The organism is Mesorhizobium sp. M7A.F.Ca.US.002.01.1.1 (assembly GCF_004022955.1).
Taxonomy (GTDB): domain Bacteria; phylum Pseudomonadota; class Alphaproteobacteria; order Rhizobiales; family Rhizobiaceae; genus Mesorhizobium; species Mesorhizobium ciceri.
Genome location: NZ_RZQE01000065.1, coordinates 1 through 19,318 on the forward strand (window position 1 = coordinate 1; position 19,318 = coordinate 19,318).

Genomic DNA, 19,318 nt, shown 5'->3' on the forward strand with positions numbered 1-19,318 from the left:
GCGCAGGAAGGGATTGGTCGACAGTTCCTCGCCGATCGTCGTCGGCAGCGTCGGCTTGTTCTCGGCGCGCAGCTTTTCGATCCTGGCGGCGCGTTCCTTCAATGCTGAATTGGACGGGTCGACGGTCAGCGCGAAACGGGCGTTGGAGAGCGTGTATTCGTGGCCGCAATAGATGGCCGTTTCAGCTGGAAGTGCAGCCAGCTTCTTCAGCGAATCATACATTACCGGCGGCTTGCATTCGAACAGCCGCCCACAACCCAGCGCAAACAGCGTGTCGGCGGTGAACGCCACGCTCGAGGCCGGCAAATAATAGGAAACGTGGCCGGCAGTGTGGCCGGGGGTGGCGATGACTTCGATCCTTTCATCGCCAAGATGGAGAACCGAGCCGTCTTCGACGGTCTCGTCGATGCCGGGGATCTTGGCCTTTTCGGCCTCCGGGCCGACGATACGCAGCTTGAAGCGCTCCTTCAGCGCCAGATTGGCCTCAACGTGATCCATGTGATGATGTGTGGTCAGGATCATCGTCGGCGTCCAGCCGGTGCGCTTTATCGCGGCCAAGATTGGCGCTTCCTCGGGCGCATCGATGATCGCGGTCTGGCCGCTTTTGGGGTCATGCACCAGCACGCCGAAATTGTCGCTGCGGCACATGAACTGTTCGATTTCGACCGGCATCATATCTCTCCGTTATGGCCGCAGACATAGGGCGCTTGCGGGTCGATGTCATCCCGGATGTCGAATGACATTCCCGGAATGTCGGGTCGTCGCGGCCTTTTGTTGAAACCTGGCGACATCACGGCTACATCCCTGCCATGCATTCCGACATCGTCGATCTTCGCTCGTTCTATTCGACAACGCTCGGCCGGTTCGCCGAGCGTTCGATCACCATGGCGTTGTCGTCGATATGGGCGGCCGTTCCCAACGAGCGGCTGGTTGGTCTGGGCTACACCTTGCCGTGGCTGGAGCGGTTCGGCAGCGACGCCGAGCGGGTCTTCGCCTTCATGCCGGCAACGCAAGGCGCGGTGGTGTGGCCGGCGACGGGGCCGACGGCGACGGCACTGGTCTTCGACGAGGAACTGCCGCTGGTCGATTCCTGCATCGACCGCATGCTGCTCGTCCATTCGCTCGAACATGTCGAGAACCCGCGTGAGACGCTGAACGAGATCTGGCGCGTGCTGTCGCCGGCCGGCCGGGTGGTCATCGTCGTGCCCAACCGGCGTGGTGTCTGGGCGCGCTTCGAGCACACCCCATTCGGCAACGGCCGGCCTTTTTCGCGCGGCCAGCTTACGGAATTGCTGCGCGAGGCCAATTTCACGCCCGCAGCCTGGTCCGATGCGCTGTTCTTTCCGCCATCGCGGCGCCGTTTCATGATGCGCTTCCACAATGTACTGGAGCGCGCCGGCCGGCGGCTGTGGCCGATCTTTTCCGGGGTCATCGTGGTCGAGGCGCAGAAGCGGCTCTATCAAGGCGTGCCGGTGGCGCAGCGCGCATCGCGCCGCGTCTTCGTGCCGGTGCTGTCGCCGCATGGCGCCACCCGGCTTGGCCGTCACAAAGCGGATGCCAAGCCCTTGGCTGCGCGGGTGACGGCTTCGTGATCGCGGCAAGCGTGCCTGACGTCGTTTCCCTGCCTATCTGTCGCAAGCAGACCGACAGCCCATCCGGCAGCCCATACGAACGCCTGTCAAGTTTCTCCATCCGGTTGCAGCACTGACGCAAGGACCTCGGCCATGGCTGATCAACCGGACAATGCCGCCGCCGTTCAGCCGGTTGCCGTGGCGGTCGAGGCCAGCAGCCTGCACGATCAGGTGATGACGATCCGGCGGGCGCTTGCGGGATCGCCGGTTCGCAGATGGTTGCTGTGGACATCGGTCGGCATCATGGCCGTGATCATCGCAACGTCGATCGGCCAGGTTCTGCTCAACCGCTGGAACCAGCCTTTCTACGATGCGCTTGCCCGCCGCGACATGGCGGCCTTTTTGCACCAGCTCCTCGTCTTCGCGGCCATAGCCGGGGGACTTCTGGTGCTCAATATCGGCCAGACCTGGCTCAACCAGATGATCAGGCTCAAGCTGCGCGAGGCGCTGACGCTGGATCTGATCGATCAATGGATGCGGCCGGCGCGCGCCTTCCGGCTGGCCAATGCCGGCGCCATCGGCGTCAATCCCGACCAGCGCATGCAGCAGGACGCCGCGCATCTGTCCGATCTGTCAACCGATCTCGGCGTCGGCCTGCTGCAGTCGTGCATCCTGCTCGTGTCCTTCGTCGGCGTGCTGTGGGAGCTGTCCTCGGGCTTCGTGTTCCACATCGGCGGGACCTCGCTGGCCATACCTGGCTATATGGTCTGGGCCGCCATCCTTTACGCCGGCATCGCCTCCTGGCTGAGTTGGCTGGTCGGGCGGCCGCTCATCCGCCTGAACAGCGACCGCTATACACGCGAAGCCGAGCTGCGCTCCTCGATGGTGCGCGTCAACGAGAATGTCGATGCCATTGCGTTGTATCATGGCGAGGCCGACGCCAGGCGGCGGCTCGAACTCGATCTCGGCACGGTGCTCGGCGCCATGCGGCGCATCTACACCGCCCAGATCAACCTGTCCTGGGTGACCGACACCTATGGCTGGATCACCGTCGTGGCGCCCATACTGGTTGCTTCGCCCGTCTATTTCTCAGGTGATATCAGCTTTGGCGGGCTGATGATGGCGGTCGGCGCATTCAACCAGGTCCACTCCTCCTTGCGCTGGTTCATCAACAACATCGGCAGCATTGCCGATTGGCGCGCCACGCTGATGCGCGTGGCCGATTTCCGCATCGCGCTCGATGAAACCGATGCGCTGCACGACACCGAAAAGCGCATCGCCTTCGGCCAAAACGTCAGTGGCAGCCTGACTTTCGAGAAGCTCGAAGTGGCCTCGCCGGAGGGCTGCACCAGGCTCGCCGACCCGCATGTCGAAATCCGCCCCGGCGAGCGCGTCATGATCACCGGCGATCCCGGTGCGGGCAAGACGCTGTTCTTTCGTGCCATTGCCGGCCTGTGGCCATGGGGAAGCGGCCGGATCGGCCTGCCGGCGGGAGAAACCCCCATATTCGTGCCGCGCGTGCCTTATTTTCCGGTCGGCACATTGCGCGAAGTCCTCGATCACCCGAACGGCCCCGCGCCGGCGGACGATGCCGACATTTCGGCGGTGCTGGCCGAGGTCGGTCTGGGACGGCTATCCTCATCGCTCGACCGCGCCGGGCGTTGGGACCATGAGTTGGGCGATGACGAACAGCGCTCGCTGGCCTTCGCCAGGCTCGCGTTGCGGCAGCCGAAATGGGTGATCATCGACGAGGCGCTGGATGCATTCGACGGCCCATCGCTAAGACGCGTGCTGTCGATGCTCGAGAAGCGTTTGCCGGCGACAGCGATCCTCAACATCGGGCGCGGCCAGCACAACAACCACTTCTTCCCGCGCGCGTTGACGATCGTCAAGGATTCCGGTGCGCCAGCGCTGAAGCCCGCCCGCGTCAGAGCCGGCGCGATCGAACCGCCGCCAGTCGCCGCCCGCCGCAAGAAATGAGCTGATATCCGGACGGGGAAGCAAAGCTTTATTTTGCCGTGATCGCGAGGGAAGCTCTTCGGGAGAACAACCTGGTGACGGCCATGCTTGATGCTCTGCGCCTGCTTGCCTGTCTTGCCTGCGCCCAGGCTGCTCCCGCCGCCTCGCCGCGGGATGCGCTCGCCGTCGACGTCGAGCTGGTGCTGGCAGTCGACATCTCGCTGTCGATGGACGAGAAGGAGTTCGCGCTGCAGCGCGCCGGTTATGTCGAGGCGCTGCGGCATCCCGACTTCATCAAGGCTGTTCGCGCCGGCGCCACGGGCCGCATAGCGCTGACCTATTTCGAGTGGGCCGGCACGGTGCGCGACGACGCGGTCATCGGCTGGCAGATCATCGATAGTGCCGAGAGCGCCAACAGCTTTGCCGACGAGGTCGCGGCGCGCCCGTTCCGCAGCTTTCGCGGCACTTCGATTTCCGGCGCGCTGGCCTTCGGTGCCGAGCTTTTCGACCGCACGTCTTTCCAGGGCGAACGTAGCGTCATCGACATTTCGGGCGACGGACCGAACAATATCGGGCCGCCAGTCACCGCGACGCGTGATGCGGCGACTGCCAAAGGCATCGTCGTCAACGGCCTGCCGATCCTGATCAGCCCGTCGCCCACCTTCAGCCATCTCGACCAGTATTACGCGCAGTGCGTGACCGGCGGGCCCGGTTCCTTCGTGCTGCCCATCTATGCCGCCGCGGAGTTTTCGACAGCCATCCGGCGCAAGCTGATCCTCGAAGTGAGCGGCATTCGGGACAAGGCGAGAATCACCCCCGTCGACGCGGCCAAGCCGATAGACTGCCTGCAGGGCGAACGGGACAGGCGGTTTTTATCGGATCCGTATTTTCCCGAACTTGACCGCTGAGCTCTCGATAGTGCGGTTCACGCAATCCGGAGGGAAAACCGTTCCACGATTTTCCTGGAGTTGCTCTGGGTTCAGGCGAGCCGGGCGCCACATTGGTTGCGAAACTCGTTGGAGAGATCGCGGCGCCAGCGTCGGCCATGGACATAGCCTTGCATCAATTCCGGCAGCGAGTAGCCAAGCGCTTTCGACGATCGGTTGGCCATATAGCCCTGGAATGCCTCCGGTATCCTGCCTCGCAGGATATCGGCGATGAGCTGCCGCGAGATCATGTAAGGCGGAATGTGCGGGTAGGCGTGGGCAATATGAGGATGTTTGCCCATCAGGTTCGCATAGGCCTCGACATAGCCGTCACGGCGGCCGGAAATCGAGTTCTCCGAATTGTATTTCGTCCAGTCGAGGTCCTCGGACAGTTGCGCACCGAAGCGCCGGGCAAGGCGCAGCAGCAATTCGCGATCCTGCATGCGGGTGATGTCGCTGTCGTAGCCGCCGATGGCCAGCAAGGCTTCACGGCGAGCAGTGATCGCGGAGCCGGCGATGAAGATGGTCTGCCCAACCAGCGTCCGCTCAAGCATTGCGGGGCTCACGAATGCCTCTGGGTTGGCGCAGTTTGTGATGCGATTGCCCTTCAGGGACACGAACGAACTGATCAGCACTTGCAGTGCAGGATTTTCATCGAACCAGGTCAGGGTTCGTTCAAGCCGGTGCGGCAAGTAGATGTCGTCGGAATCGAGGAACGTCACCAACGGTGCCCGCGCCCGCTCGATGCCGGCATTCCTGGCGGCGTTGGCGCCTCGCCATTTCGCCCCGACATAGATCAGCCGCGGGTCCTGGATGCGGGCCAGCGCCGCTTCGGTCCCATCGGTCGAACCATCGTCGACGACAATGTGCTCAAACCTCGACATGCTCTGGGAGAATACGCTTTCCACGGCGCGCAACACTGTTTCGCGTCGGTTGTGGGTCGGCGTAATGACCGTGATGAGAGGTACTGGATCGATCCCGGCCATGTCTGTCAGCTGTTTCCTGCGCAGGGTTGCGCGTCTGTCCAGGACTTTTCGATTTTCAGAACGGTCGAATGGATTGGACTTCCCTTTCTCTACACCACATCACAGTCGGCGCGACGCTATAAAAAACGACTGCCCCTGTCACCCACCGTGCCGGTACTCAATCCAGGCGAGACAACGAATCCCCGCTCTTAGCGTTCCAATTGCAACAGCACCGCCGCACATAGCATTACGAATCACCGTGGAAGCAACCCATCATGACAGATAGCATACATCCCATTACCTCAGACGTAATCGCTTAGCGCTCGGCCTTTGGTCAGATTGCCCATGCAGAGGCCGGCAACTCGGCTTCGATGACAAGGGAGTTCAGTCATGGCCGCTTACGCCGTCGCCCATATGCGCCAAGCCACAATGGGTCCGCAGATCGTCGAATATCTGCATAGGATAGATGCCACGCTGGAACCTTTCGGCGGCCGTTTTCTGGTCCATGGCGGCGATGTGGAGGTGATCGAGAACGACTGGCCTGGCCATCTGATCATCATAGAATTTCCCGACAGGCAGCATGTGCATGGCTGGTACAATTCGCCGGCCTACCAAGCGATACTGGCGCTGCGCACGGACAATTCGGAGGCCGATGTGGTGTTCGTCGACGGCGTCGAACATCCGCACAAGGCCACGGATGTTCTGGAGCAATCGCCGGATCAAGGATCAATTGGACGCTGAACTGCGGTTCAAGGAATGGCGGTACAGCGTCTAGCTATGCCCAACATAGTCTGGCACCGTTTCGATTTTGTCGCGAACCATGCCAGTTGCGAAACTGAACTGGCCCCAAAACGCCAAACCATAAAATGCCTGACCGACAATCAGAGAAAAGGGAACCTGCCAAAGCGGCATCCCGGTTTCCCGGGCATGGCCTACGATCCGTCGTGTCGTGCGCCATGACATGGTGAGCCACCGGCTGAAGGACTTGACTATCCGTCGCGTGCGGCTCGGCGAATTGAGCGCAACGAACTTCCGGTCGGCGTCGCGACCTGTAACCAGGGCGCGCCAGTAAAAGAACCGCCAGCCCCGCGGCGAATAGTGATAAACGCGTGCGTTGACATTATGAATTTTGTGGCCTTCCCGCAGCAGTTCGCGCATCAGCAAAGTGCAGGAAACCTTGAAGCCGTTATGTTTTGGAAAAGGGTGGCTGAGGATCCACTCGCGTCGAAACGCTACATTGTTGGCGTTGATCGCTCGCTTCGAGGCAAATCGACCGTCTCCACGGGCCATCGGGAAAAACCAGATCAACGCAAAGGTTCTTGAAAAGAAGTCGTCGTATGAAAGGTATGCGCTGAACCGGTTGCTGAAACCGATGAGATTTCCCGAGCCAAGGCCTTCATCCCAACGCCGATCTCGTCCCAGTCGATCGACTTTGCATTCTCCATTTCGACGACGAGTGAATAAGTTGCGCGTTCTTCGACCATTTTTGCCCCCCCGAGCCGTCAGTGTGGCTATAGCCGCACTAGCCCGCTGTCAAACAGTCGACGCCATTTACACTGGTTCGCGATCGTCATACAGGGCGACTTTGCTCGGCGGCAAACACACTGTTGCTTGGCGAGTCGGGTCTTTGATCGGTGCGGAAATTACCGTTTCAGCAAGAACACTGCCTGCTGGCCGAAGAAATTCCAGAACCACCACGGCATCGACAGGCCGATCTTCTGGCCGGCGGCGTCGAGGGCGGTTGCCTTCTCGACTGTCGCGCCGAGTTCGTCGCACAGATTGACGAAATCGCGGATGGTGCAGAAGTGGATGTTGGGCGTGTCGTACCAGGAATAGGGCAGGTCCTTGGTCACCGGCATGCGGCCGTTGAGGAACAGCGACAGGCGCACACGCCAATGGCCGAAATTGGGGAAGGAGACGATGGCGCGGTTGCCGATCCTGAGCAGTTCGTCGAGCACCAGCTTGGGGTTGCGGGTGGCCTGCAGCGTCTGCGACAGGACGACGAAGTCAAAGCCCTTGTCGGGATAGAATTCGAGATCCTTGTCGGCATCGCCCTGGATGACCGAGAGGCCGCGCGCCACACATTCGTTGACGCCGCGCTGCGACAGCTCGAGTCCGCGGCCGTCGACCTGCTTGGTGTCCTGCAGCAGTTCGAGCAGCGAGCCGTCGCCCGAGCCGACATCGAGCACGCGCGACTGTGGCGGGATGAGGTTGGCGACGACTTCGAGGTCGACGCGCTGGTCGCGGTTGACGCTCATGGCTTCGCCTCCCGCCTGGCGCATGATCCCGATCCGAAAAGCCTGCAATTTTTCCGGGTCATGCGCTGAGCCCTCTCGCCCGGGCGGCCGAGCCGATGAAGCCGTTAATGGCGGCAAACAGTTCCGGCTCGTCGAGCAGGAATGCGTCGTGGCCACGGTCGGTCTCGATCTCGACGAAGGATACCGATGCGCCGGCGGCGTTGAGCGCATGCACGATCGAGCGGCTCTCCTCGGTCGGGAACAGCCAATCCGAGGTGAACGACACCAAGCAGAAGCGGGTTTTCGTGCCGGCGAAGGCATCGGCCAACCGGCCGCCATGGTCTGCGGCGAGGTCGAAATAGTCCATCGACCGCGTCATGTAGAGGTAGGAATTGGCGTCGAAGCGATCGACGAAGGTCATGCCCTGGTGCCGAAGATAGCTTTCGATCTGGAAGTCGGCGTCGAAGCCGAAGGTCAGCGCTTCGCGATCCTGCAGATTGCGGCCGAACTTGCGGTGCAGGGCGGCTTCCGACAGGTAAGTGATGTGGGCGGCCATGCGCGCTACCGCCAGGCCCTTTTCCGGGCGTTTGCCGTGCTCGAAATATTTGCCGCCATGCCAGTCCGGATCGGCCATGACAGCCTGCCGGCCAACCTCATGAAAGGCGATGTTCTGCGAGGAATGGCGCGCGCCGGTGGCGATCGGCAGTGCCGAGAAGACGCGCTCCGGATAGCTCGACGCCCATTCCAGCACCTGCATGCCGCCCATCGAGCCGCCGAGCACGCAAAACAGTTTCTCGATGCCGAAATGGTCGATCAGCATCTGCTGCGCCCGCACCATGTCGCGGATGGTGATGATCGGCAGGTCAAGCCCATAGGGCTTGCCGGTGGCGGGATTGGTCGAGGCCGGGCCGGTGGACCCAAGGCAACCGCCGATGACGTTGGAGCAGATGACGAAGAAACGATTGGTGTCGATGATCTTGCCGGGCCCGATCAGCACTTCCCACCAGCCTGGCTTGCCGGTCACCGGATTGGTGCTGGCGACGTGCTGGTCTCCGGTCAGCGCATGGCAGACGAGGATGGCGTTGGAGCGGGCATCGTTCAGCGTGCCGTAGGTCTGGTAGGCGATCTGGAACGGTGACAGCAGCGTACCGGCGTCCAGCTTGAGCGGCTTGTCGGATCCAAAACGCAAAACCGGGCTCGACGGTTGGTCGACCTCGTTGTTGGTTTTGCGGGCACGCAGAACGGCCATGACATCCATCTCACACTTTGAGCCCACGCATCGCACTCGTCGAAAGTCGATGCCGATACGGGTGTCCGGCCGGCGCGGACAACAAAAAACCGGCATTGCGGTCGCAAAGCCGGTTACAGGATGCAAACGGCCCTTTAGCAAGTTGTTTAACGTGGCTGCAAGCCGACCGGCCAAATCACCACGGAAGTTCGCTCCCCTTCTAGGGCTGTGGCGCGCCGGCGTCAACGGCCTGCCTTGGGCGGGAGGCTGTCGCCTCTCGACATTGCAGGCCACGGCTTGTATTTCCGCTGCGGCTTCCCTCAGGAAGCGTTCTCGACGGATTTTGCGACATGAGCCAGACACCGGACCAGGCACGTCCAACCCCGCGCGCGGGCATCATGGACATAGACGCCTATGTGCCGGGCAAGAGCACGGCGCCTGCCGGCGTCGCCAAGGTCCACAAGCTGTCCTCCAACGAGAACCCGCTCGGGCCCTCGCCGAAGGCGATCGAAGCCGCGCGCGAGATTGCCGGAAAGCTTGACGTCTATCCAGATGGCACCGCCAGGCGGCTGCGCGAAGCGATCGCCGAGGTGCATGGCCTCAACCCGCAGAACATCATCTGCTCCAACGGCTCCGACGAAATCCTCGGCCTGCTGGCGCAGACCTATCTGGCGCCCGGCGACGAGGCCGTCATCACCGAGCACGCCTTCATGGTCTACAAGATCTACATCCAGTCGGCGGGCGCCGTTCCGGTGACGATCAAGGAAACAGACGAGCGCGCCGATATCGACGCCATCCTGGCCGCCGTCACGCCGCTCACCAAGATCGTGTTCCTCGCCAATCCCAACAATCCGACCGGCACCTATGTGCCATTCCAGGAGGTGCGGCGTCTGCATGCCGCACTGCCGAAGAACGTGCTTCTGGTGCTCGACGCGGCCTATGCCGAATATGTTCGCCGCAACGACTATGAGGCCGGCATCGAACTGGTCGGCAGCGCAGAGAACGTGGTGATGACCCGGACCTTCTCCAAGATCGGCCTTGGCGGGGCGCGGATCGGCTGGATGTATGCGCCGATGCACATCGTCGACGCCATCAACCGCGTGCGCGGCCCCTTCAACGTCAATGCGACGGCGATCGAGGCCGGCATCGCCGCCATTCGCGATCGCGCCCATGTCGAGCGCAGCGTGGCGCACAACGAGACCTGGCTGGCCTGGCTGAGTGAGGAATTCACAAAGCTTGGGTTGCGGGTGACGCCCAGCGTCGGCAATTTCATCCTCATTCATTTTCCCGAGGACCAGAAACATTCGGCGGCGGCGGCGGACGACTATCTGACGGCGCGCGGCTATATATTGCGGCGCGTTTCGGGCTATGGCTTTCCCAATGCGCTGCGCATGACCGTCGGCACCGAAGAGGCCAATCGCGGCGTTGTCGCCGCTCTCACGACATTCCTGAAAAGCTAGAAACCATGACATCACCGATGTTTGAAAAGATCGCGCTGGTCGGCATCGGCCTGATCGGCTCGTCGCTGGCCCGCGTCATCCGCCGCGAGGGCCTCGCCCGCCACGTATCCATCTCGACCCGCAGTGCGGCGACGCTGGCACGGGCCGAGGAGCTTGGGCTGGGCGATAGCTATAGCACCGATGCGAGAGAAGCTGTCCGCGATGCCGACCTGGTCATCATTTCGGTGCCGGTTGGATCGTCCGGCGCGGTTGCCGAGGAAATCGCGCCGGCGCTGAAGCCGGGCGCGATCCTCACCGATGTCGGCTCGACCAAGGCGTCTGTCATTGCGCAAGTGCAGCCTTATGTGCCTGAAGGTGTCCATTTCATTCCCGGCCACCCGCTGGCGGGCACAGAAAAATCCGGCCCCGACGCCGGTTTCGCCGACCTGTTCGACAATCGCTGGTGCATCTTCACGCCGCTGCCCGACACCGACCCGGACGCGTTGGAGAGGCTGTCGGAGTTCTGGCGGCGCTGCGGCGCCAACATCGACACGATGGATCCCCAGCATCACGATATGACGCTGGCCATCGTCTCGCATCTGCCGCACATCATCGCCTACAACATCGTCGGCACCGCCGATGATCTGCAGTCAGTGACCAAATCCGAAGTGATCAAATATTCGGCTTCCGGCTTCCGCGACTTCACCCGCCTTGCCGCCTCCGACCCGACCATGTGGCGGGATGTCTGTCTGCACAACAAGGACGCCATCCTCGAAATGCTGGCGCGGTTCTCGGAAGATCTGGCGTCGCTGCAGCGCGCAATCCGCTGGGGCGACGGCGAAAAACTCTTCGACCTGTTCACCCGCACCCGCGCCGTGCGCCGCTCGATCATCGAAGCCGGCCAGGACATCGACGTTCCCGATTTCGGCCGTCAGGCGGTCGAGCACCCCGCGAAGGGCTAGGTCTGTCTCAGGCAGGCCAGGTCTGCGCAACCATGGCCAGCGTCTCGGCTCGGTTCGGCGCCCCAAGCCTGCCGCCGAAGCGCAGGCATTTGAGCGCCGCGGCCGCACTGGCAAACCGCAAAGCCTGCTCGACCGGCATGGCTTCCGCCAGCCCGACGGCGAAGGCGCCGTGAAAGACATCGCCGGCGGCGAGCGTGTCGACCGCCTTGATTTTCGGCGCCGCGACATGGCGCACGCAGCCAGCGCGACGGTCGTGCCACCAACTGCCCGCCGCGCCGCCTGTCACTGCGACAAAAGCGTCGGTGCGGCTGGCGAGATCGGCGCAAGCCGTTTCCGGATCGAGCGCCTGGCCGCAGACGATGCGCGCTGCCGGCTCCGAAGCGATGATGTGCGTAGCGAGCGGCAACAACTGCTCAAGGACCTCCAGCGGCGCGGTGTCGGCATCGAGGATCGCCGGACGGCTGATGGCGCGCGCCGCCTTCAGGGCGAGTGCCGCCGCACCCGGCCAGCGGACATCTACCAGAACGGCATCGAATGCCATGAGGTCGGCGACCGGCAGGACATCGGGATCGGCCTGGGCAAGCCTGTCATAGAACGGCACGATGATGCGCTCGCCATGCGCGTCGACCAGGATCGAGGCCAGCGCCGAGCGGGCACCTCTGACGCGCCGCACGAAGGTGCAATCGACGCCTTCGGCCTCTATGCCGGCGATGAGCTGGTCGGCGACGGCATCGTCGCCGGCACTCGCCCACAGCGATACTTCGGCGCCCAGGCGATGGGCAGCGCAGGCGGCGCTGGTGGCCATGCCCGAGGCGATCTGGACGCCGTCGGAGGCCATGAACTTGCCCTGATGTATGGGCAGCGTCTCGACGCGCAGGATGGTGTCCAGCGTCAATGCGCCAACGCTCAGCAGCTTCACCGGTTTTGCCATGGCTGAGCTATTCGACCGGCTTGATCTTGCCCAGCGGAATGAAGCCGAGCGAGGCCTTGCCCCTGACCACCTTCAGCGGCATGGACGGTTCGTTGCCGAGCACCGCCAGGGCAGAAAAACCCTGCTCGATCTGGCTTTTCTGCTCGGGTATGGCGGTGCCGAGGATGGCCGCCACCGCCTTCGGGTCCTTCAACCTGATCATCAGGTCGGCGTTGACCAGGCCCTCGGCATCGACCGAGAGCGGTCCCGAAACGGTGATGCGCGCCGTCCCCGACGACAGGTCAAGGTTGCGGATTTCGATCGCCTGGCCACGAAGGCTCTTCACCTGCGTGCCGATCAGTGCGACGCCGTTCTTCAATGTCACGTCGCCGCTGGCATCGAGCGCCGGAAGCACGCGCCCTCCAATTGCGTCGGGGTCGACCTCGAGATCGCCGAAACTGCCGAGATAGTCGATATCCTCGCCGTTGGGCTGCAACTGACCTGATGCCTTGCCGGCACTGAACAGTTGCACCGGATCGGTATCGTCGGCCGGATCGGTCTGGCCGGAAAGGCCCTCTGCCTCCAGCGAAATCCGCCGCGGCAGCGGCCACCACAATTTGAAATTGGCCTGCAGATTGTCCCAGTCGATCCACAGCGGCACCATGTCGGGAACGGAGGTCCTGAGCGGGCCGCGCAGATTGGCAACCGGCGACAGAGGCTGGATGATCTGGGCGGCTGCGTTGAAACTGCCGGCCGAGGCCGCAATGTTCTTGGCATCGTCCTCATAGGCGAGGTTGTCGCAGGAGACGGTAAAGCTCAAGGGATAGCCGCTGACCTGGAGATTGGCGCAGCCGGCCTCGACGCCATTCTTGTTGAGCGTGGCAACCGCCTTGTCGGCCTCGCTCCTGACGCGGTCAGCCAGATAGAACCAGCCGCCGCTGTAGAGGGCGAACAGCACGACGATGAATGCTGCAAGCCAGATCAGGCGGCGACGTTTGTTCGGCTGGCGTTCGTCACTTGACGTCATGCTTTGGCTCTCGTTAACGCATGGGTATTGCGGACGGGTAGTCGATTCCGCCAGGTGGACAGACGAATAGTTAGACGGGACGGGCGGAAAAAACACCGGTCCGGGTGCGGTGTTGGCATCTTTTGCAATCAGGCGCGGCGATATGGGCGATTTTTGGGTGTTTGGCTATGGCTCGCTGATCTGGCGGCCGGGATTCGCGCATGTCGAAACACAGCGTGCCCGCCTGCATGGCTACCGGCGCTCGCTATGCGTCTATTCCTTCGTGCATCGCGGCACGCGCGAGCGGCCGGGGCTGGTGCTCGGCCTCGATCGTGGCGGGTCCTGCGTCGGCCTCGCATTCCGCGTCCCCGGCGACTTGCGCGACGAGGTTATGGCCTATCTGCGCGAGCGCGAGCTGGTCACCAATGTCTATCTGGAGCGTCTGCTCAAGGTTCGCCTCGACGGCGGCGGTACGGTCGACGCGGTGGTTTACATTGTCGACCGCCAGCACGAGCAATATGCCGGAGCGCTCGACGCTGCAGATGCGGCGGCCGTGGTGCGCGGTGCGGTCGGCCAGTCCGGCAACAACGAGGACTATGTGCTGAGCACCCTGGAGCATCTCGAGGCGCTGGGCATTCGCGACCATTGGCTGGAAGAGGTGGCGCGGCAGGTCGCGCCTTTGTGAAGCTGGCTCTGCGGAAAAAGGCCACCAGGCCTTTGACCTCGTTCAGGCAAGACCTAGGTTAGGCTCCAACCCTCAGCCCGCGGGCGCCATTTGCCCGCCCAATCATCCCGGAGATACGCCTTGCAGAAACGTCGTCTCGGTCGCACCGACTTGTCCATCGCGCCGCTGGTTCTGGGCGGCAACGTCTTCGGCTGGACTGCCGACGAGAAAACCTCGTTCGACCTGCTCGACCGCTTCGTCGGCGCCGGCCTCAACGCCATCGATACGGCGGACGCCTATTCGCGCTGGGTTCCAGGCCACAAGGGCGGCGAATCGGAAACCATCATCGGTAAATGGATGAAAGACCGTGGCAATCGCGACAAGGTCGTGGTGATCACCAAGGTCGGTTCGGATATGGGACAGGGGCACAAGGACCTGTCCGCCGCCTACATCGAAAAGGCCGTCGACGCATCGTTGAAGCGGCTGCAGACCGAATTCATCGATCTCTATCTGTCGCATTGGCCGGATCCTGCGACGCCCTATGAGGAAACGCTTGGCGCCTACGAGAAGCTGCTCGCCAAGGGCAAGATTCGCTATGCCGGGTGCTCTAACCTCGACGCCGGCCAGTTGCGTGCGGCACTCGATGTGGCGAGCCTGCGCAGTCTGCCGCGCTACGAGGTGCTGCAGCCGGAATACAATCTCTACGATCGCTCATCCTTTGACGGGCCGTTGCGCGATCTGTGCGTGGCCGAGGACATCGGCGTCATCACCTATTTCAGCCTGGCCAAAGGTTTCCTCAGCGGCAAATACCGCAGCGAGGCCGATCTCGGCCAAAGCCCGCGTGGCGGCGGCGTGAAGGACTATCTCAATGGGCGCGGCATGCGCATCCTTGCGGCACTCGACGCGGTGTCATCAAGGCATTCGGCCAAGCAGGCGGAAGTCGCGCTTGCCTGGGTGATCGCTCGGCCGGGCGTCACCGCGCCGATCGCCAGCGCCACCAAGCCCGAGCAGATGGACAGCCTGATCAAGGCGGCGTCGCTGAAGCTGAGCGCCGCCGACATGGCCGAACTCGACAAAGCGAGCGACTGAAGTTTCGGCGGCCGCTCCTCGCACGAACGTCCAAGACGACCCTCTTGTCTTGCCATAGCCTCCTTCGCACGGGGCAAGACAGAGGGTGAGATGACTGAGCCGCTTCTTTTGCAGCCGGATCTTTGGCGCCAGTTGTGCGCGCTCGTGCTTGCCTCCGCCGTCGTCATGGGCAGCCCGGGGCCGGCAACGATAAGCGTCACCGCCGTTGGTGCCGCCTTCGGTTTGCGCCATTCCCTGGGCTATGCCTGGGGAATCATCCTGGGCACGATCGCCGTGCTTTTGGTTGTCGCGACCGGGGTCATGGCAGTGCTCACCTCGATGCCGAAGCTGGCGCCGTTGCTGGCTTTGGCCTCCGCGGCCTACATCCTCTATCTCGCCTTCAAGATCGCTACGGCGCCGCCGCTGGCCGCCCGCGCCGCCGAGACTTCGCGTCCCACATGGCTGGCTGGATTTCTTCTCGCGGTCGCCAATCCAAAGGCCTATGTGGCGATCGCCGCCGTGTTCGCCGGTGCTTCGTCCAAACAGGGCGCCACTGAGCCTGGTCTATGGCTGAAGCTGGCGGTTCTCGCCCCGATGATCGTTGCCATCCACGCTCTGTGGCTTGTCGCGGGGGCTGGGTTCGCGCGCTTCCTGCGCCGGCCGGCGGCCTCGCGGATCATCAACCTGATCTTTGCCGTGACGCTGGTGTTGACCACCGCGCTGGCGGTGTTCGGCTGAGAACTGCCGGCCGGAGACTTCCGGTTCAGACTTTGGTTCTTGCGGCGTTGTCCAGCTCTTGCAGCCTTTTCGCCGCTGTCGGCGGCAAGGCAGGCGGGTTCGGGCCGCGCGCCGCATCAATCAGGAACTGGTCGCAGGCAGCTTCGGTCTCGCCGATCAGCCGGGCCATGAATTCGTCCTTGCTCAGTCCCGGTGGAATCGGCGGCAGGAAACGCGCCTTGATGGTGCCGGGATAGCGCAGGAATTTGCGGCGCGGCCAATAGAGGCCGGCGACATGGGCAACCGGCACCACCGGAACACCAAGCTGCGTGTAGATTTCGACGATGCCGTATTTGTAGGCCGGTTCGTCGCCCGGCGCGCGTCTTGTCCCTTCGGGGTAGATGATGAGCTGGCGAGGGTTGCGCGCCATCTCTTCCTTGGTCGCGGCGACCACGGCCTTCAGTGCTTTCGAACGGCTGCCGCGATGAACCGGGATCATGCGCATCTTCATGATGTACCAGCCGAAGAACGGGATCCAGGTCAGCTCGCGCTTGAGGATGTAGAGCGGGTCCTGAAGGAAGGGGAAGAAGGCGATCGCGTCCCAGAACGACTGGTGCTTTGGTGCCAGGATGAAGGAGCCTTCGGGCAGGTTTTCCCGGCCGGTGATCTCGTTCTTCGTTCCGGCGATCTTCTCGTAAAGCCACATCGAGGTGCGCGACCAGAATTTCGGCACGAACCAGGCGCGGTGCCGGGGCGACAGGAAATAGTAGGGGGTCCAGAGGATCATCTGGACGATCAGGTTGACGTAAAAGACGAAATTGAACGTCAGCGATCTGATGTAGAGCATTGGGGGAGCCCGGTGAGGAGGTGAGCGTTGGTTACACCAAGCGCGGGAAAAAAGGAAATGGCCGCAGGGCGCTTTGGGTGGCGACGAAGAACGGCCACCGATGGGTTGGCCTGGTTCCGCTACATCAGCCGCGCCAGCCGCGCCTTCAGGCGCGGAGCGGCAAAATCGAGGAAGGCGCGCAGCTTGACCGGCAGCAGGCCGTGGCCCGCATGCACCAGGCTTACCGGCCATGGCGCCGGCTCGAATTCCTGCAGCAGGACGCGCAGCGCGCCGGACCGCAGCGCGGCTTCGATCTGGTAGGAAAGCACACGCGTCAGCCCGACGCCGGCAATCGCGGCATCGATGGCCGCTTCGGCGGTGTTGACCTGAAGCCGCGAGCGGACCCGAACCGGGATTTCGGCCTTGCCCTTGATGAAGCTCCAACTGGCGGCGGAGGCGAGCCCCTCGAAGGTGATGCAATCGTGTGTTTCCAGATCCTCCGGGGTCGTTGGCGTGCCGTGTTCGGCCAGATAGGCCGGGCTGGCGCAGACGACGCGGCGGATCGCGCCGACGCCGATGGCGACCAGGCTCGAATCGGGCAATCGGCCGATGCGGATGGCGAGATCGAAATGGTCCTCGACCAGCTGGGTTATGCGATCGGCCAATGTCAGGCGGATGTCCACGTCGGGATAGGCGGCGAGAAAGCCGGTGACGACCGGCAGCACGTGCAGGCGGCCAAAGACGACCGGCGCGGTGATGGCCAGTTCGCCGGTCGGAACACTGTATTCGCCGGCGGCCGTGCGTTCGGCCTCGCCGACGTCGTCCAGGATGCGGCGGCAGGCGGCAAGATAGGCCTGGCCGGCATCGGTCGGTGTCAGCCGTCGCGTCGAACGATTCAGGAGGCGTGTGTTCAGATGGCGCTCGAGATCGGAAATCTTGCGGCTGACCGTCGCCAGCGGAATGCCGAAACGGCGGCTGGCCGCGGAAAGGCTGCCGGCCTCCACCGCGGCGACAAAGAGCGACATGGCCTCGAGACGATCCATAGGTTCTTCCGAAAAATGGAAGGACAAGTTACGAATATGCCATCTGCCTTTGAATGATGGAAGGCTTATATTCCAGTCTGTCGGCCCTGCCTGCAGCATGGCCTCGCACAGGAGTTGCCATGTCCGAAGCCCGCCCGCCGCTGCCGCCGTTTACCGCCGAGACCGCAGCGCAGAAGGCGCGCATGGCCGAGGATGCCTGGAATTCACGCGATCCAGCGCGGGTCGCGCTCGCCTATACAAAGGACAGCCGCTGGCGCAACCGCGCCGAATTCCTGCAAGGCCGCGACGCCATCCAGGCCTTCCTGACGCGCAAATGGAGCCGCGAGCTCGACTACCGGCTGATCAAGGAGGTCTGGGCCTTCCACGGCAACCGCATCGCCGTGCGTTTCGCCTACGAATGGCGCGACGACAGCGGTTCATGGTTCCGCAGCTACGGCAACGAGAACTGGGAATTCGACGAACACGGGCTGATGCGTCTGCGCATCGCCAGCATCAACGACCTGCCGATCGGCGAGGCCGATCGTAAGTATCACTGGCCGCTCGGCCGGCGGCCGGACGACCACCCGACACTGTCGGAGCTCGGACTTTAGCATCTTGCCGCAAGGAAGCTTTCCATGAACGCGCATGCTGTCACCTGCGACGTCGCCTTCACGCCGACCGTCAAGGCGATCCAGGCCCGCAAGGGCTCACGTCAGTCCTATGCCCGCGTCGAGGAGCGTGGCGGCTGGCAGGCCGGCATCACCCCGGATCTTGCCGCCTTCATCGAAATGCAGACCAGCGTCTTCCTGTCGACCGCCAACCGCGAGGGGCAGCCCTATGTCCAGCATCGCGGCGGGCCGGCCGGCTTCCTCAAGGTGCTGGATGAACATACGATCGGCTTCGCGGATTTTTCCGGCAACCGGCAGTTCATCACGCAGGGCAATCTGGCCGACAATCCAAGGGCGTTCCTGTTCCTGATCGACTATATGCACCGCCAGCGCATCAAGCTCTGGGGCACCGCGCGCGTCGTCGAGAACGATGCCGAACTGATGGCGAAGCTGATGCCGCAAGGCTACGGAGCGCGCCCCGAGCAGGTCGTCCTGTTCACGGTCTCGGCCTGGGATGCCAACTGCCCGCAGCACATCCCGCAACGGTTCGAGGCAGCCCACGTCGCGGCGGCACTCGGCGAGCGGGACAAGCGTATCGAACGCCTTGAGCAGGAGATCGCACGGCTCAGGGGAAATTCGGGCGCGGCCGCAGGGGAATAATCAGCCGCCGGCCGCGGTTTCGGCCAGCGCGATGCCGTTGGGCGTCGGCTTGACAGGCACGATGCCGCGCGCCAGCGCAAGCAGATATTTGTTGTATTCGGTGAACAGCACGCGCAATGCCCGCGGCTTGGTCAGCCAGCCGCCATTGTCGAGGTTGGAATTGACCACCGGATAGGGCTCGAGCTTGGCGCCATGCAGCAGCCTGCCCATTTCCAGCAGGCTGCGCGGCATATGATAATTGTTGGTGACGAGGATCACCGTGCCATAGGCGTGGCTCTCGACCCATTTGGCGCTTTCCTCGGCATTGCCGATCGTGTCGAGCGCGGCGCGGTCGATGTCGACGCAACAGGAGAACAGATTCTTGTCGCCGCCGGTTGCCGCCTGCAGCTGGCGACGGCTGGCCGAAGGATGCACGCCGCTGATCAGCAGCCGTTCGCCCTTGCCGGACGCCAGCAGATCCATCGCGGCATCGAGGCGGGACTGGCCGCCGGTCAAGACGATGATCGCGTCTGCCCTGGCCGGATTGGCGGGCGTCGTCAGGTGACTGACC

At 63.1% G+C, this 19,318-nt stretch carries 22 protein-coding genes and 1 riboswitch; of the genes, 11 read left to right on the forward strand and 11 right to left on the reverse strand.

Translation table 11 applies throughout. The annotated features are described in order from the left end of the window. On the reverse strand, nucleotides 1–672 hold a 672-nt coding region (gene gloB, locus EN932_RS09745; RefSeq protein ID WP_128368796.1), incomplete at its 3' end, for a hydroxyacylglutathione hydrolase. A gap of 137 nt (nucleotides 673–809) precedes the next feature. Here gloB and EN932_RS09750 point away from each other — a divergent pair. From EN932_RS09750 to EN932_RS09760, 3 genes are all read left to right on the forward strand, one after another. After that, nucleotides 810–1,592, forward strand: coding sequence for a methyltransferase domain-containing protein (locus EN932_RS09750; protein WP_013529379.1), 783 nt, complete (start codon nucleotides 810–812; stop codon nucleotides 1,590–1,592). Between the two features lie 132 nt (nucleotides 1,593–1,724). Beyond that, nucleotides 1,725–3,551: an ABC transporter ATP-binding protein/permease gene (locus EN932_RS09755; RefSeq protein ID WP_024503747.1), complete on the forward strand. Its 1,827-nt coding sequence runs from the start codon at nucleotides 1,725–1,727 to the stop codon at nucleotides 3,549–3,551. 83 nt (nucleotides 3,552–3,634) lie between these two features. Further along, a complete protein-coding gene (locus EN932_RS09760) occupies nucleotides 3,635–4,438 on the forward strand; it encodes a DUF1194 domain-containing protein (RefSeq protein WP_063169101.1) in 804 nt (267 codons plus the stop codon). 71 nt (nucleotides 4,439–4,509) lie between these two features. Here EN932_RS09760 and EN932_RS09765 read toward each other — a convergent pair whose 3' ends face one another. Then, nucleotides 4,510–5,442: a glycosyltransferase family 2 protein gene (locus tag EN932_RS09765; protein WP_013529382.1), complete on the reverse strand. Its 933-nt coding sequence runs from the start codon at nucleotides 5,440–5,442 to the stop codon at nucleotides 4,510–4,512. A 369-nt stretch (nucleotides 5,443–5,811) separates the two neighbouring features. Here EN932_RS09765 and EN932_RS09770 point away from each other — a divergent pair, with 369 nt between their 5' ends. Beyond that, entirely contained in the window at nucleotides 5,812–6,162 is a 351-nt protein-coding gene (locus EN932_RS09770) for a DUF1330 domain-containing protein (protein WP_013529383.1), read from the forward strand. A 30-nt stretch (nucleotides 6,163–6,192) separates the two neighbouring features. Here EN932_RS09770 and EN932_RS09775 read toward each other — a convergent pair whose 3' ends face one another. The 4 genes from EN932_RS09775 to EN932_RS09785 all read right to left on the reverse strand — a co-directional run bounded on the left by EN932_RS09775 (nucleotide 6,193) and on the right by EN932_RS09785 (nucleotide 8,907). Then, nucleotides 6,193–6,729 carry a hypothetical protein gene (locus EN932_RS09775; protein ID WP_245461066.1) on the reverse strand — a complete coding sequence of 179 codons (537 nt, stop codon included), beginning with the start codon at nucleotides 6,727–6,729 and terminating at the stop codon, nucleotides 6,193–6,195. After that, entirely contained in the window at nucleotides 6,726–6,905 is a 180-nt protein-coding gene (locus EN932_RS38790) for a hypothetical protein (protein WP_245461067.1), read from the reverse strand. The genes EN932_RS09775 and EN932_RS38790 overlap by 4 nt, the downstream gene beginning before the upstream one ends. A gap of 159 nt (nucleotides 6,906–7,064) precedes the next feature. Continuing rightward, nucleotides 7,065–7,679, reverse strand: a complete 615-nt coding sequence (gene metW, locus EN932_RS09780) for a methionine biosynthesis protein MetW (protein WP_013529385.1) — start codon at nucleotides 7,677–7,679, stop codon at nucleotides 7,065–7,067. 58 nt (nucleotides 7,680–7,737) lie between these two features. Beyond that, the gene (locus EN932_RS09785; RefSeq protein WP_013529386.1) at nucleotides 7,738–8,907 is read right to left on the reverse strand and encodes a homoserine O-acetyltransferase; all 1,170 of its coding nucleotides are present in this window, start codon (nucleotides 8,905–8,907) and stop codon (nucleotides 7,738–7,740) included. Nucleotides 8,908–9,021: 114 nt separating this feature from the next. Beyond that, nucleotides 9,022–9,099: riboswitch (SAM riboswitch) on the reverse strand. A gap of 137 nt (nucleotides 9,100–9,236) precedes the next feature. Here EN932_RS09785 and hisC point away from each other — a divergent pair. Continuing rightward, nucleotides 9,237–10,346: a histidinol-phosphate transaminase gene (gene hisC / locus EN932_RS09790; protein WP_127369429.1), complete on the forward strand. Its 1,110-nt coding sequence runs from the start codon at nucleotides 9,237–9,239 to the stop codon at nucleotides 10,344–10,346. A 5-nt stretch (nucleotides 10,347–10,351) separates the two neighbouring features. Further along, entirely contained in the window at nucleotides 10,352–11,287 is a 936-nt protein-coding gene (locus EN932_RS09795) for a prephenate/arogenate dehydrogenase family protein (RefSeq protein WP_206519224.1), read from the forward strand. 7 nt (nucleotides 11,288–11,294) lie between these two features. Here EN932_RS09795 and EN932_RS09800 read toward each other — a convergent pair whose 3' ends face one another. Further along, nucleotides 11,295–12,218: a sugar kinase gene (locus tag EN932_RS09800; protein ID WP_024503754.1), complete on the reverse strand. Its 924-nt coding sequence runs from the start codon at nucleotides 12,216–12,218 to the stop codon at nucleotides 11,295–11,297. Nucleotides 12,219–12,225: 7 nt separating this feature from the next. After that, entirely contained in the window at nucleotides 12,226–13,224 is a 999-nt protein-coding gene (locus tag EN932_RS09805) for a DUF2125 domain-containing protein (protein ID WP_127369426.1), read from the reverse strand. Between the two features lie 142 nt (nucleotides 13,225–13,366). On the opposite strand from EN932_RS09805, the gene EN932_RS09810 reads away from it, so the two are divergent. The 3 genes from EN932_RS09810 (at nucleotide 13,367) to EN932_RS09820 (ending at nucleotide 15,673) form a co-directional block, all read left to right on the forward strand. Next, nucleotides 13,367–13,888, forward strand: coding sequence for a gamma-glutamylcyclotransferase (locus tag EN932_RS09810; RefSeq protein WP_024503756.1), 522 nt, complete (start codon nucleotides 13,367–13,369; stop codon nucleotides 13,886–13,888). Between the two features lie 120 nt (nucleotides 13,889–14,008). Beyond that, the gene (locus EN932_RS09815) at nucleotides 14,009–14,956 is read left to right on the forward strand and encodes an aldo/keto reductase (RefSeq protein ID WP_127385273.1); all 948 of its coding nucleotides are present in this window, start codon (nucleotides 14,009–14,011) and stop codon (nucleotides 14,954–14,956) included. 90 nt (nucleotides 14,957–15,046) lie between these two features. Then, a complete protein-coding gene (locus EN932_RS09820; protein ID WP_127370221.1) occupies nucleotides 15,047–15,673 on the forward strand; it encodes a LysE family translocator in 627 nt (208 codons plus the stop codon). Between the two features lie 25 nt (nucleotides 15,674–15,698). Here EN932_RS09820 and EN932_RS09825 read toward each other — a convergent pair whose 3' ends face one another. After that, nucleotides 15,699–16,499: a 1-acyl-sn-glycerol-3-phosphate acyltransferase gene (locus tag EN932_RS09825; RefSeq protein WP_024503759.1), complete on the reverse strand. Its 801-nt coding sequence runs from the start codon at nucleotides 16,497–16,499 to the stop codon at nucleotides 15,699–15,701. 119 nt (nucleotides 16,500–16,618) lie between these two features. Then, nucleotides 16,619–17,521: a LysR family transcriptional regulator gene (locus EN932_RS09830; RefSeq protein ID WP_013529395.1), complete on the reverse strand. Its 903-nt coding sequence runs from the start codon at nucleotides 17,519–17,521 to the stop codon at nucleotides 16,619–16,621. 119 nt (nucleotides 17,522–17,640) lie between these two features. Between EN932_RS09830 and EN932_RS09835 the strand changes: the two genes are divergently transcribed. Continuing rightward, nucleotides 17,641–18,111 (forward strand): DUF1348 family protein, encoded by a 471-nt coding sequence (locus tag EN932_RS09835; protein ID WP_013529396.1) that lies wholly within the window; start codon nucleotides 17,641–17,643, stop codon nucleotides 18,109–18,111. A 24-nt stretch (nucleotides 18,112–18,135) separates the two neighbouring features. Continuing rightward, the gene (locus EN932_RS09840) at nucleotides 18,136–18,768 is read left to right on the forward strand and encodes a pyridoxamine 5'-phosphate oxidase family protein (RefSeq protein ID WP_128368797.1); all 633 of its coding nucleotides are present in this window, start codon (nucleotides 18,136–18,138) and stop codon (nucleotides 18,766–18,768) included. On the opposite strand, the gene EN932_RS09845 is transcribed toward EN932_RS09840, so the two are convergent. After that, nucleotides 18,769–19,318, reverse strand: a 550-nt coding sequence (locus EN932_RS09845) for a YdcF family protein (protein WP_164890453.1), incomplete at its 5' end; no start/stop codon positions are given.

Bases quoted from the DNA above. Each gene is read 5' to 3' on its own strand.
- EN932_RS09805 (WP_127369426.1), bottom strand. From the start codon at position 13,224: ATGACGTCAAGTGACGAACGCCAGCCGAACAAACGTCGCCGCCTGATC.
- EN932_RS09755 (WP_024503747.1), top strand. From the start codon at position 1,725: ATGGCTGATCAACCGGACAATGCCGCCGCCGTTCAGCCGGTTGCCGTG.
- EN932_RS09800 (WP_024503754.1), bottom strand. From the start codon at position 12,218: ATGGCAAAACCGGTGAAGCTGCTGAGCGTTGGCGCATTGACGCTGGAC.
- EN932_RS09830 (WP_013529395.1), bottom strand. From the start codon at position 17,521: ATGGATCGTCTCGAGGCCATGTCGCTCTTTGTCGCCGCGGTGGAGGCC.
- EN932_RS09760 (WP_063169101.1), top strand. From the start codon at position 3,635: ATGCTTGATGCTCTGCGCCTGCTTGCCTGTCTTGCCTGCGCCCAGGCT.
- EN932_RS09825 (WP_024503759.1), bottom strand. From the start codon at position 16,499: ATGCTCTACATCAGATCGCTGACGTTCAATTTCGTCTTTTACGTCAAC.
- EN932_RS09840 (WP_128368797.1), top strand. From the start codon at position 18,136: ATGAACGCGCATGCTGTCACCTGCGACGTCGCCTTCACGCCGACCGTC.
- metW (WP_013529385.1), bottom strand. From the start codon at position 7,679: ATGAGCGTCAACCGCGACCAGCGCGTCGACCTCGAAGTCGTCGCCAAC.
- hisC (WP_127369429.1), top strand. From the start codon at position 9,237: ATGAGCCAGACACCGGACCAGGCACGTCCAACCCCGCGCGCGGGCATC.
- EN932_RS09785 (WP_013529386.1), bottom strand. From the start codon at position 8,907: ATGGCCGTTCTGCGTGCCCGCAAAACCAACAACGAGGTCGACCAACCG.
- EN932_RS38790 (WP_245461067.1), bottom strand. From the start codon at position 6,905: ATGGTCGAAGAACGCGCAACTTATTCACTCGTCGTCGAAATGGAGAAT.
- EN932_RS09770 (WP_013529383.1), top strand. From the start codon at position 5,812: ATGGCCGCTTACGCCGTCGCCCATATGCGCCAAGCCACAATGGGTCCG.
- EN932_RS09795 (WP_206519224.1), top strand. From the start codon at position 10,352: ATGACATCACCGATGTTTGAAAAGATCGCGCTGGTCGGCATCGGCCTG.
- EN932_RS09750 (WP_013529379.1), top strand. From the start codon at position 810: ATGCATTCCGACATCGTCGATCTTCGCTCGTTCTATTCGACAACGCTC.
- EN932_RS09765 (WP_013529382.1), bottom strand. From the start codon at position 5,442: ATGGCCGGGATCGATCCAGTACCTCTCATCACGGTCATTACGCCGACC.
- EN932_RS09810 (WP_024503756.1), top strand. From the start codon at position 13,367: ATGGGCGATTTTTGGGTGTTTGGCTATGGCTCGCTGATCTGGCGGCCG.
- EN932_RS09835 (WP_013529396.1), top strand. From the start codon at position 17,641: ATGTCCGAAGCCCGCCCGCCGCTGCCGCCGTTTACCGCCGAGACCGCA.
- EN932_RS09820 (WP_127370221.1), top strand. From the start codon at position 15,047: ATGACTGAGCCGCTTCTTTTGCAGCCGGATCTTTGGCGCCAGTTGTGC.